This window comes from Luteibacter sp. P4_E6 (assembly GCF_056401535.1).
Genome location: NZ_JBFUJE010000086.1, coordinates 1 through 12,165 on the forward strand (window position 1 = coordinate 1; position 12,165 = coordinate 12,165).

11 protein-coding genes are annotated in these 12,165 nt (G+C 65.1%); 7 read left to right on the forward strand and 4 right to left on the reverse strand.

From position 1 onward, the window contains the following. The 3 genes from AC1DT2_RS07840 to AC1DT2_RS07850 all read right to left on the reverse strand — a co-directional run. A partial coding sequence (locus AC1DT2_RS07840) for a hypothetical protein (protein ID WP_477295664.1) occupies positions 1 to 427 on the reverse strand: 427 nt, incomplete at its 3' end. A 10-nt stretch (positions 428 to 437) separates the two neighbouring features. After that, positions 438 to 842: a DUF350 domain-containing protein gene (locus tag AC1DT2_RS07845; RefSeq protein ID WP_477295666.1), complete on the reverse strand. Its 405-nt coding sequence runs from the start codon at positions 840 to 842 to the stop codon at positions 438 to 440. Positions 843 to 959: 117 nt separating this feature from the next. Next, positions 960 to 3,062, reverse strand: coding sequence for a prolyl oligopeptidase family serine peptidase (locus AC1DT2_RS07850; protein WP_477295668.1), 2,103 nt, complete (start codon positions 3,060 to 3,062; stop codon positions 960 to 962). A gap of 83 nt (positions 3,063 to 3,145) precedes the next feature. On the opposite strand from AC1DT2_RS07850, the gene AC1DT2_RS07855 reads away from it, so the two are divergent. Further along, the gene (locus tag AC1DT2_RS07855) at positions 3,146 to 5,551 is read left to right on the forward strand and encodes a S9 family peptidase (protein ID WP_477295670.1); all 2,406 of its coding nucleotides are present in this window, start codon (positions 3,146 to 3,148) and stop codon (positions 5,549 to 5,551) included. Between the two features lie 196 nt (positions 5,552 to 5,747). Here the strand turns inward: AC1DT2_RS07855 and AC1DT2_RS07860 are convergent, their stop codons facing one another. After that, a complete protein-coding gene (locus AC1DT2_RS07860; protein WP_477295672.1) occupies positions 5,748 to 5,930 on the reverse strand; it encodes a hypothetical protein in 183 nt (60 codons plus the stop codon). Here AC1DT2_RS07860 and kdpF point away from each other — a divergent pair. The 6 genes from kdpF to kdpC all read left to right on the forward strand — a co-directional run bounded on the left by kdpF (position 5,929) and on the right by kdpC (position 12,101). After that, complete coding sequence (gene kdpF / locus AC1DT2_RS07865) at positions 5,929 to 6,021, forward strand: K(+)-transporting ATPase subunit F (protein WP_063571509.1); 93 nt, start codon at positions 5,929 to 5,931, stop codon at positions 6,019 to 6,021. The two genes, AC1DT2_RS07860 and kdpF, sit on opposite strands and share 2 nt — an antisense overlap. Then, positions 6,018 to 7,739: a potassium-transporting ATPase subunit KdpA gene (gene kdpA / locus AC1DT2_RS07870; protein ID WP_477295675.1), complete on the forward strand. Its 1,722-nt coding sequence runs from the start codon at positions 6,018 to 6,020 to the stop codon at positions 7,737 to 7,739. The genes kdpF and kdpA overlap by 4 nt, the downstream gene beginning before the upstream one ends. A 3-nt stretch (positions 7,740 to 7,742) precedes the next feature. Then, positions 7,743 to 9,821, forward strand: a complete 2,079-nt coding sequence (gene kdpB / locus AC1DT2_RS07875) for a potassium-transporting ATPase subunit KdpB (protein WP_477295677.1) — start codon at positions 7,743 to 7,745, stop codon at positions 9,819 to 9,821. Between the two features lie 13 nt (positions 9,822 to 9,834). After that, the gene (locus tag AC1DT2_RS07880; RefSeq protein ID WP_063571506.1) at positions 9,835 to 10,023 is read left to right on the forward strand and encodes a hypothetical protein; all 189 of its coding nucleotides are present in this window, start codon (positions 9,835 to 9,837) and stop codon (positions 10,021 to 10,023) included. A 74-nt stretch (positions 10,024 to 10,097) separates the two neighbouring features. Then, positions 10,098 to 11,516, forward strand: coding sequence for an outer membrane beta-barrel protein (locus AC1DT2_RS07885; protein ID WP_063571505.1), 1,419 nt, complete (start codon positions 10,098 to 10,100; stop codon positions 11,514 to 11,516). 9 nt (positions 11,517 to 11,525) lie between these two features. Beyond that, a complete protein-coding gene (gene kdpC, locus AC1DT2_RS07890; protein ID WP_477295679.1) occupies positions 11,526 to 12,101 on the forward strand; it encodes a potassium-transporting ATPase subunit KdpC in 576 nt (191 codons plus the stop codon). Positions 12,102 to 12,165: the final 64 nt, after the last annotated feature.

Sequence of the window (12,165 nt, forward strand, 5' to 3'; positions counted from 1 at the left end):
AGTCGAATCCGGACGGACCATGGCCGGTGAAGCCGGACCCGGAGGCGTAGCTCCGGCCCGGGCCAGGATCGCCCTTGATCGGACCATTGCGCCAGTCACTGCGATACCACGGGCCGTAATAGTGGTACCCACCACCGCCCGCATAGCCTGTGCCGCCGACCGCCTGGTCGCGCGTGCACTGACCGGTGGCGTAGTCGTGCTCGCAGTCTTCCTGCGAGTTGTAGCTGTTGCGCTGCACGTCCTTGCCGCCGAGCGTGGCGAAGCCCACCGCCGCGGCGCCAAGCACACCCAGGGTGATCGCGACGGTTCGCTTGCGCGTCAGTGGTTCCTTCTGTGGGTAGAAGGAAGGATGTCGGTACCCCGTCGCGGGTTTGAACGCCGCATCCTTTTGCGGGGCGATAGACGTCGTCTTCGTGTCCTTTTCCATGGCAGGTGCCTCAGTAGGACATCGCAGCGGCATTCAGCGCGCCGACGCATATCGCGACGATCGCGACGAAAAGAGCGACCGACCTCACGTCCTCTTCGATTTTCTGGCGCAGGTCACGCACCATCAGCCGAAGCACAAAGTGGGTCAGCAACTGCACGACCCATGCGACCAGGCCCCACAGGGCAAGGTCGGTGAGGCTTACGCTGTGCGCGATGGCACTGGCCAGCGGCTGCACGAAGCCCAGCGCCGCGCCGCCGAGACTGATCGCCGCCGAGAGGTTGCCATCACGGATCAACGCCATCTCGCGTTGCGGCGTGATCCAGATGTAGGTCACCACGAAGGCGACGAAGTAGAGGATGCCCAGGGCGAGATACGCCACGAAGGCGGGCAGGGTGAACAGGTCCGAGACGATCACGAAGGCTTCCTTGTTCTGTCTGTGTGTGGGATTTCGCGAGCGCCTATCGCCGATAAATCGGCTCCTACCGAGCGGGGTGTGCTTCGCCTAGTAGGAGCCGATTCATCGGCGATGCTTTTACTCGCCGAGCCCAAGCTCGGTGGCGAAGAACGTCATTGACAACGCCGCATTACCGACACGCTGGCTGAAAGGCGCGCCGATACCATGCCCCGCATTCATGCGTGTCAGCAGCAACACGGGCTGCCCGGACGTGCTTGCGTCCTGCAACGCCGCGGCGAACTTGCGTGACTGCCACGGAGCGACACGCGGGTCGTTGGCACCGGTGGTCAGCAGCACGGCCGGGTACGCCGTCCCCTTCTTCACGTTGTGCAATGGCGACCACGCCAGGGTGGCTTTTGCTTGCGCATCGTCCTTCACGGTGCCGTACTCGCTCACGTTGTACGGACCATTCGCGAATGCGGTTTCGTGGCGCGGCACGTCGTAAATACCGACGGCTCCGACCACGGCGCGATACTGCTCCGGATGCTGGGTGAGTGCTGCGCCCATCAACAGGCCGCCGTTGCTGCCGCCGAGGATGCCGAGGTGCTTCGTGTCGGTCCACTTCGAGGAAACCATGGCCTGCGCCGCGGCGTAGAAGTCGTCGAACACGTTCTGCTTGTGCAGCTTTTGGCCCTGTTCGTGCCAGGCTTCGCCGAACTCGTTGCCGCCACGGATGTTGGCGTAAGCCAGGACGCCGCCACGCTCGAGCCACGCGAGGTTGGCGCCGATAAAGCCCGGCGTCACCGGAATGCCGAAGCCACCGTAGCTGTAGAGGATGGTCGGGCGCTTGCCGTTCGGCGTGATGCCGTCCATCGAGATCACGGTGACCGGGACCTTGCTGCCGTCCTTCGAGACGCCGTCCACGCGGGTCACGCGGACCTTCGAATAGTCGGCGGCGGGCTTCACTTCGAAGATGGTCTTCAGCGAACCGCTGGCGCCGTCGTACTCCGCCCAATGGGTCGGCGTGGTCCAGCCGACGTAGGAAATCAGCGCCTTGTTCTGGCCGGACTCGGAGGCGATGCCGCTGATAGTGACACCCGTGGCGGGTAGCGGTACGCGACGAACGAAGCCTGCCTTTGCGTCGTACTGGTCGGCCCACCAGTCGGGACCCGCACTGCGCACGACCAGGAAGCCGTCACCGAGCGGGGTCACGCGCTGGATCGCGCCCTCGCCTTGTTCGAGCACGGGCGTGGTCTTGCCGCCCGCCCCTACCGCGACGATCTTGCCCCGCGGCGCACCGGCGAAGCTGACCACGAAAAGGCGGTCGCCCACCCACGCGGCCGAGCGCGCGTCGGCGTCGTGGCCGAGTACGCGGGCAAAGGAGCCCTTGCCTTCGCGCAGGTACACCTCGGCCGGGCCGCCATCGCCTTCGTTGGCGAGCAGCGCGACGGACTTGCCCGCGCTGCCTTCGAGCAGGATGTACTCGGCGACGTGCGAGTAACCCTTGCCGAAGACCGTGCGGTCCTTGCTGGCCGGCTCGCCGATCGTGTGGTGCGCGAGCACGGCATCGAACTCGCGCAGGGCCTGACCGGCCTTCGGCGTTTCGAAGCGCGCGTAGGTCACACCCTTCTCGTCGGCATCCCAGGCCAGCGCCTGGGGTGTCGTGCCACCGCCGGCCAGGGGCAGGACATCGCCCAACGGCTTGCCGCTGGTGGTGTCGAGGATATGGATGGTGGTCAGCTCGCTGCCGCCTTCGGCCGTGCCGTAGGCAAGATAACGGCCGCTCGGCGACGGCCAGTATTCGGTGATGGCGGTGTTGCCATCACCCTGGTTGAGATCGACAAGGGTGCGGGTGGGGCCATCCGGCCAGGCCTTGCCGACCAGCACGGGCTGCGGCTGCGGGGGCGTGTTCTCGAAATAGAACAAGGTGCCGCCGGCCAGCGTGGGCGACGAGCGGGTGGTCGAGGTGATCGCCAGTTCGCGGATGCGGGCGCTCAGCGTCTTGCCCAGCGGCATCGCGCCGACGGTCGCTTCGGTATAGGCGTTCTGCGCGTCGATCCACGCCGTCACGTCCGCCGCGTCCGGGTTCTCCAGCCAACGGTAGGGATCGTTCACCGGCTGCCCGGCGAGTGTTTCGGCGACCACATGCTTCGGCGTCGGCGGCGGGCTGGTGGGGGCGGCGTGGGCGCCGCAGGCAACGAGCAGGCTCGCGGCGAGCAGGCGGGGAACGAGTACGCGCATGGGGGACGACTCCGGTGGAGGGGACCCGAGCGTATCAAAGGCGCGCTATCCTCGACCGATTTGCCAGACCCGGGAAACGTTCGATGCGCGTACTCGCCGCCGCCCTGCTTACTGTCTTAGCCGCCGCGCCGGCCTTCGCCGCGCCACCGCCGCCGCTGGACATGGAAACCATCATGGCCGACCCGGACTGGATCGGCGCACCGGTTGAAGACGCTTACTGGAGCGTCGACGGCACGCAGCTGTACTACTCGCTGAAGCACGACGGCACGCCGGTCCGCGATCTCTACCGCGTCGCAGCCACCGGTGGCGCGCCGGTGCAGCTGGATCCGAAGGCCGCCGCGGGCGCCGATGGCACCAAGCTGGTGTTCGACCGCGAGCACCGCCATGCGGCCTTTATCCGGCACGGTGACATCTTCCTGCGTGACCTCGGTACGGGCGCCACGGTGCAGGTGACCCGGTCGGCGGCGAAGGAGCGAGACCCGCACTTCTCCCTGGATGGCCGCCTGCTTTCCTTTCGAAGTGGCAACGCCTGGTTCACCTACGCGGTCGCCGGCGGCCCGGTGACGCCAGCCGCGCTGCTCGAAGAGAAGGACGATCCGAAAGCGACGAAATCCGATGACCTGAAGGACGACCAGCAGGCCATCTTCAAGACGTTGCGCAGCCTGCGCGCGGACGACGATGCGATGAAGGCCGACGCAGAGGCGCTGGCCGCCGCCGATCCGGGCCAGGCGCCGCAGCCGTTCTGGTTGGGCAAGAACGTCACGGTGACCGATACCTCGTTGTCGCCGGACGGCCGCTGGATGCTGGTGGTTACCCAGGCCAAGGACGCCGATGGCGGCAAGATCGCCGACCTCACACATTACGTCACCGACTCCGGCTACGCCGAAGCCGAGGCCACGCGCGCCTACGTCGGCCGCAACGATCCGGCACCCCAGTCCCTGCGGCTGCTCGACCTCCGTGCGCACACCAGCTTCGAGCTCGACACCGCGAAACTCCCGGGTATCGGCGAGGATCCGCTCGCCGAGCTCCGTGCGAAGACCGTGGCCGCGCTGCGCAAGGACGGCAAGGGTGACCGTGCCGACGCACTGGCTGCACCGAAGGTCCGGCCCGTCATCGTCAACGGCGAGTACAGCCCGGGCATCGTCTGGAGCGACGACGGTCACAACGTGGCCGTGCAGTTGCGCGCGATCGACAACAAGGACCGCTGGATCGCCAGCGTCGACTTCGACAGGCATGCACTGGTCAGCCAGCACCGCCTGACCGACAAGGCCTGGATCAACTGGGACGGCAACGACTTCGGCTGGCTGCGCGATGGCCGCACCCTCTGGTACCTCAGCGAGGAATCCGGGTTCGCCCAGCTCTACACGCGCCCGCTCGGCGGCAAGGCCACGGCGATCACCAGCGGCCGCTTTGAAACCGACCACCCCGTGCTCAGCCCGGATGGTTCGACCTTTTTCGTGCGCACCAACCAGGTCGCACCGTATAGCTACGACATCTACAAAGTGCCCTCGACCGGTGGCGCGCTGACCCGCATCACGACGTTCGAAGGCCTGGACGATTTCAACCTGTCGCCGGACGGCCGCACGCTCGCTGTCCTGCACTCTTCGCCGTATGTTCCGTCGCAACTGGCAACGATCGGAGTGGACGGCGCGGCTGCCCGTGAGCTCACGGACACACGCAAGCCCGGCTACAAGGCCCGTGATTGGGTTGCGCCGAAGATCGTCCAGGTTCCTTCCAGCCATGGCGCGGGCACCATCTGGGCGAAGTTCTATGGTCCGGCGGACGGTGGCAACGCCGCCTCTCGCCCGGCGGTGATCTTCGTCCACGGTGCCGGCTACCTGCAGAACGTGCACCTGTCCTACCCGGCGTACTTTCGCGAGCAGATGTTCCACAACCTGCTGGTGCAGCGCGGTTATGTCGTGATCGACATGGATTACCGCGCCTCGAAGGGTTACGGCCGCGACTGGCGCACGGCGATCTACCGCAACATGGGTCATCCCGAACTCGAGGACCTGCTCGACGGCAAGGCCTGGCTGGTGAAGAACCAGCACGTGGATCCCAAGCGCGTCGGCATCTATGGCGGCAGCTACGGCGGCTTCATGACCCTGATGGCGCTGCTGCGCGCCCCGGGTGAGTTCGCGGCCGGCGCGGCCCTGCGCCCGGTCACCGACTGGACCAGCTACAACCACGAATACTCGGCCAACATCCTCAACGATCCCCAGCTCGATCCCGAGGCCTACGCGACCAGCTCGCCCATCATGTATGCGGACAAGCTGTCCGACCCGCTGCTGATGGAACATGGCCTGATCGACGACAACGTGCTGGCCAGCGACACGGTCCGCCTGTACCAGCGTTTCATCGAGCTGCACAAGAAGAACTTCTGGATGTCGCTGTATCCCCTGGAGCGCCACGGTTTCGTGCATCCGGACTCCTGGTACGACGAATACCGCCGTATCGACGAGTTGTTCCAGCAGAACCTGCACCAGTAAGCCAGCCGCTGTGCTCTTGTGGGAGCCGATTCATCGGCGATGCCCTGACGCTTCCTGTGGGAGCCGATTCATCGGCGATGGCGGTTTCGGCTAAACCGCTCCGTTGGCTTTTCGCCGATGAATCGGCTCCCACATGTCCTCATTCGCCGATGAATCGGCTCCCACAAGGGCGCTGCGTGGAAATTTTACGCAGGCTTTACGCCCCCAGCCCGACGCGATACGCAAGAAATATCGCCACGGGAGAACAATGCGCCGTCTTCTTCGACGGAATGCACCCGTGGAACTCCTGTACGTCCTTCTCGTTGTCGTCCTTACGGCGCTGACGATCGGTTTCCTCATGATTTGCGACCGTCTCGGTCGTCGCTGAGGAGCCCGCCATGTCCCTTGTCCTGCTTATCGCCACCGTGGTTGCGGTGGCCCTGACCGGTTACCTCTGCGTCGCCCTGTTGAAGCCGGAGTGGTTCGAATGACCRCGAACGACTTCTTCCAGGTCGGCCTGTATCTGGCCGTCCTCCTCGTGCTGGTGAAACCCATGGGCCACTACATGGCCCAGGTGTTCGCCGAGACGCCCAACCGCGTGAACCGCTTCGGCGCCCGCGCTGAAAACCTGCTCTATCGTCTGTCGGGCATCCGCGCCGACGAGGACATGAGCTGGAAGCGCTACGCCATCGCCATGCTGGTCTTCAACGTAGCCGGCCTCGCCGTCGTCTACATCCTCCAGCGCACGCAGCAGTGGTTGCCGCTGAACCCGCAGCACTTCGGTGCGATCACGCCGGATTCGGCGATGAACACCGCGGTGAGTTTCGCGACGAACACGAACTGGCAGGGTTACGCCGGCGAGTCGACGATGAGTTACTTCACCCAGGCCATCGGCCTTGCGGTGCAGAACTTCCTGTCGGCGGCGACCGGCATCGCCGTGCTGATCGCGGTCATCCGTGGCTTCAGCCGTCGCGGCGTCGCAGCGGTGGGCAACTTCTGGGTCGACATGACCCGGGCCACGCTCTACGTGCTCATTCCGTTTTCCCTGGTGATCGCCCTGTTGCTGGTTTCGCAGGGTGTGGTGCAGAACGTGTCGGCCTATGTCGACGTCGCGACCCTGCAGCACGGCCAGCAGACCTTGCCGATGGGTCCGGCGGCGTCGCAGATCGCGATCAAGATGCTCGGCACCAACGGCGGTGGCTTTTTCAACGCCAACTCCGCGCATCCGTTCGAGAATCCGACGCCGTTCTCCAACTTCGTCGAGATGCTGGCGATCTTTCTTGTTCCGGCGTCACTTTGCTACACCTTCGGCAGCATGGTCGGCGATCGCCGCCAGGGCTGGGCGCTGCTCGCCACCATGCTGCTTATTTTCGTCCCGCTGACGCTGGGACTCGTAGCCGCCGAACAGGCCGGTAACCCGGCGCTGCACGGGTTGGCCATCGACGCGCAGGCCTCGGCCACGCAGGCCGGCGGCAACATGGAAGGCAAGGAGACGCGCTTCGGCATCGCCGCGTCCGGGTTGTTCGCCGCCATCACGACGGCAGCGTCCTGCGGCGCGGTGAACGCCGCGCACGACTCGCTTACGCCGCTCGGTGGCCTCGTGCCCATGTGGCTGATGCAGCTGGGTGAAGTGATCTTCGGCGGTGTCGGCTCGGGTCTGTACGGCATGCTCGCCTTCGCCGTGGTCGCGGTGTTCATTGCCGGGCTGATGGTGGGTCGTACACCGGAATACCTCGGCAAGAAGATCGAAGCGCACGAGATGAAGATGGCGAGCCTCGCCGTACTGATTCCATGTGCCCTGGTGGTGATCTGCACGGCCATCGCGGTGATGACGCCGGCCGGCACAGCGGCAGTCGCCAACCCCGGAGCGCACGGTTTCAGTGAGATTCTCTACGCGGTCAGTTCGGCGTCGAATAACAACGGCAGCGCGTTCGGTGGGCTTTCCGCCAATACGCCCTTCTGGAACGTCTTGCTGGCCATCTGCATGTTCCTTGCCCGTTTCCCGCTGGCGATCGCGATGCTCGCCATGGCTGGCTCACTGGCCGCCAAGCGTCACGTGCCGGAAACCGCCGGCACCCTGCCAACGCATACACCGCTCTTCGTCACCCTGCTTGCCTGCGTCGTCATCGTCGTCGGCGCACTGACCTTCCTTCCGGCACTCGCCCTTGGGCCGATCGCCGAACAACTGATGTCCGCTACGGGCCACTGATCCATGACTTCCCAAGCCCATACTCCGCGTGGTTTCGATCGCGCGCTGGTGACTCGCGCCCTCGTCGACGCGTTCCGCAAGCTCTCGCCGCGCATGCAGTTCCGCAACCCGGTGATGTTCGTGGTCTTCGTGTGCAGCGTGGCCACCACGCTGCTCTGGGTGCAGGCCCTTACGGGTCACGCCGAAGCGCCGACCGCGTTCATCTTCTGGGTCAGCCTCTGGTTGTGGTTCACCTTGCTGTTCGCCAACTTCGCCGAAGCGCTGGCGGAAGGTCGCGGAAAGGCCCAGGCCGATGCGCTGCGCGGTTCCCGTCGTGACGTGATGGCGAAGAAGCTCGCTTCCGCAGACCGCGAGGCGCCCATTGTCTTCACCCCGTCCAGCGAGCTTCGCCTCGGCCATCACGTCCTCGTCGAAGCCGGTGAGATCGTGCCCGGCGATGGCGAGATCGTAGTCGGCGCGGCCAGCGTCGACGAGAGTGCGATCACCGGCGAATCCGCACCGGTGATCCGTGAGTCCGGCGGCGACCGCAGCGCGGTCACCGGCGGCACCCGCGTGCTCTCCGACTGGATCGTGGTGCGCATTTCCAGCAACCCCGGCGAGAGCTTCCTCGACCGCATGATCTCGATGGTCGAAGGCGCTTCTCGCCGCAAGACGCCGAACGAGATCGCGCTGACGATCCTGCTGGCGAAGTTCACCCTGATCTTCCTGCTGGCCTGTGCGACGCTGCTGCCGTACTCGATCTACAGCGTGCAGGCCGCCGGCGCGGGTGAGCCGATCAGCCTGACCGTACTCATCGCGCTACTGGTCTGCCTGATTCCGACGACGATCGGCGCCCTGCTCTCGGCCATCGGTATCGCCGGCATGGATCGCATGATCCGCGCCAACGTCATCGCCACGTCGGGCCGCGCGGTCGAGGCCGCCGGTGACGTGGACGTGCTGTTGCTCGACAAGACCGGCACGATCACGCTCGGCAACCGCCAGGCCGTGGCGTTCCATCCGGCCCCGGGTATCGAGGAACGCGAACTGGCCGAAGCCGCCGAGCTTGCCTCGCGTGCCGATGAAACGCCCGAGGGCCGCAGCATCGTTACGCTGGCCGCGAAGTTCATCGCCGCCAGCGTGAGCGAGCGCCGCCACGACGATCGCCACGCCGAGTTCGTGCCGTTCACCGCGCAGACCCGCATGAGCGGCGTCGATGTCGGCACCCGCCATATCCGCAAGGGTGCGATGGACGCGGTCGAGCGCTACCTCGACTCCCAGGATAGCCACATGCCGCCGTTGGTCCGCCGCATGGCCGAAGACGTGGCCCGTCGTGGAGCTACGCCGCTGGTCGTGGTCGACGGCTCCCTGACCCTGGGCGTGGTTGAGCTCAAGGACATCGTCAAGGACGGCATCAAGGAGCGCTTCGCCGAGATGCGCAAGATGGGCATCCGCACCATCATGATCACCGGCGACAACCCGCTCACGGCGGCGGCGATCGCGGCCGAAGCCGGCGTCGACGACTTCCTCGCCGAGGCAACGCCGGAAGCCAAGCTCAAGCTCATCCGCGACATGCAGGCCGAGAACCGCCTGGTGGCGATGTGCGGCGACGGCACCAACGACGCACCGGCGCTGGCCCAGGCCGACGTGGCCGTGGCCATGAACAGCGGCACGCAGGCGGCGAAAGAAGCCGGCAACATGGTCGACCTGGATTCCAATCCGACCAAGCTGATCGAGATTGTCGCCATCGGCAAGCAGATGCTGATCACCCGCGGCTCGCTGACCACGTTCTCCATCGCCAACGATATCGCCAAATATTTCGCGATCATTCCCGCGGCGTTCGCCACGACGTACCCCGCACTCAATGCGCTCAACGTCATGCACCTGGCCACGCCACGCAGCGCGATCCTGTCCGCGGTGATCTTCAACGCGCTGATCATCATCTGTCTCATTCCGCTCGCACTGAAGGGCGTGGCCTACCGCGCGCTCGGCGCTGGCGCGCTCCTGCGTCGAAATCTGCTCGTCTACGGGCTTGGCGGCATCGTCGTGCCCTTCATTGGCATCAAGTTGATCGACATGCTGCTGGTCCTTCTTGGACTCGCCTGACCGAGGTCGCCCCATGCATTCCGTGAAGCTCACCGTTTTCATCGAAGACCACGCCGACCTGGACATGGAAGTCCGCGTCGTCGCCCCGGAACACGTCGCTGCCGTTGCGGGCGCGCCGATCGCGGTAATCAAGCCGCGCATGGTTCCGGCAACACCGCCCAACGACGACGAATACACGCTCGGCGGCTACGCCGGCATCTGAACGCCGTCTTCTGTAAAGCCCAACCCACCCACTCCACCGATAAAGGGGTCCCGAAAGGGATCGGTCAAAACGCCATGCGTACCACTCGTTATGCTTTCCTCGCCGCCATGTTCGCACTCGCACCTGTCACCAAGGCCATGGCCTCGGGCAGTGACGACTGCTCCCAGGGATTCGGTAGCCGCCTTGCCGCCGCCTACCGCGAAGATGCCCAGCCGGCCGATCCCAACGCTGAGGCGCCGGCACGCCGCGGCATGGCCGCGCCGTTCTCGTCACCGCCGTTCCCCTCGGCGGAATGGCAGCTAGGTGGCGTCCCCTATCCGATCGGTGCGCCGAACGAGAATTCGCAGTACCCGCTCGAGAAGGCACTTGCCTGCAACAGCGTCGGCAAGTGGATGAAGGACAATCGCATCGAGGTCTATGGCTGGCTCAATGCCTCGGCCAACCTGAGCACGTCCTCGCACACGAACTATCCCGTGTCGTACGCGGTGCGTCCTAATCGCATCGAGTTCAACCAGGCCCTGTTCCGCATCGAGCGCCTGGCCGACACCGTGCAGACCGATCACGTGGACTGGGGCTTCCACCTGGATAACCTCTATGGTTATGACTACCACTTCACCACGGCGAAGGGCGTCTTCAGCAACCAGCTTCTCAACAATCCCAAGCCGAACGAGCCGCTCAACGGCAAGATTTACGGCTATGACCCGATGCTGTTCTACGGTGACATCTACCTGCCGCACATTGCCGAAGGCATGGATATCCGCATCGGTCGCTGGTTGTCGTTGCCGGACATCGAGGCGCAGTTCTCGCCTAACAACTATCTGGTCACCCACTCGATCCTCTACACCGTGGATCCGTACACCCAGATGGGTGTGATGACCACGACGCGCCTCAACCAGCAGTGGACTTTGCAGGTGGGCATCAACGGTGGCAACGACACCGCGGTGTGGAACCATTCGGCACGCCCGACGTTGCAGGCCTGCGTACGCTACGTGTCGTCCGACAACAACGACATGCTCTATCCCTGCGTGAACAGCTTCAACAACTCCGACTACAACTACAACAACGTGCAGATGTACGTGACCACCTGGGGCCATCGCTTCAGTGACAACGTACACATGCTCACCGAGGCGTACTACATGTACGGCCGCAACATTCCGGGCTATGGCGAGGACTTCGATCCGAAAGTCGCCGGCTCGTCGCCGTTCCCGGGAAAGGCCGGCGAGTACGGCATCGTGAACTACTTCAACGTCGAACTGGATCCGAAGAACATGATCTCGTTCCGCAACGAGTTCTATAACGACCAGAAGGGTCAGCGCACCGGGTACCCGACCAAGTACACCAGCCACACGCTCGGCATGACCCATTGGGTGACTCCGGATCTCGAGATCCGTCCCGAAATCCGTTACGACCGGTCTTACGACGTCGATGCATACAATGGTGGCCGCAAGGACTACCAGGCCACCGCCGTCGTCGACGCGATCCTGCACTACTAAGGAACTCCCATGACCACCTTGCTGCGTAACGCCATCGTCCTGCTCCTGCTCATGACCGCGGTCACCGGCGTGGCCTATCCGGCGGTGGTCGGTGGGCTATCGGCCCTGCTGTTCCCGCACCAGGCGGCGGGCAGCCTGGTCGAACGTGATGGCAAGCCGGTCGGCTCCGCGCTGATCGGCCAGTCGTTCACGGCGCCCGGCTACTTCTGGGGTCGCCCGTCGGCGACCACGCCGGGCCCGAACAATGCCGCGGCGTCCACCCCGTCGAACCTGGGCCCGACCAACCCGGCCCTGGCCAAAGCGGCGAGCGATCGCATCGCCGCGCTGCGTAACGCCGATCCCCTCAACAAGGCCGCCGTGCCGGTGGACCTGGTGACGGCGTCGGGCAGTGGCCTGGATCCGGAGATCAGCCCGGCCGCGGCCGAGTACCAGCTGGCTCGCGTGGCCAGGGCAAGGCACCTGGACCCCGCGAAGTTGCGCGAGCTGATTGCCGCCAATACCGACGGGCGCCAGCTCGGTGTGCTCGGCGAGCCTCGGGTGAATGTGTTGAAGCTCAACCTGGCTGTTGATCAAGCGTCTCGGTAACACCCATCGCCGATGAATCGGCTCCTACAGAAGCAGGGCGCCGCTACAACGAGCGGGCCCGCGC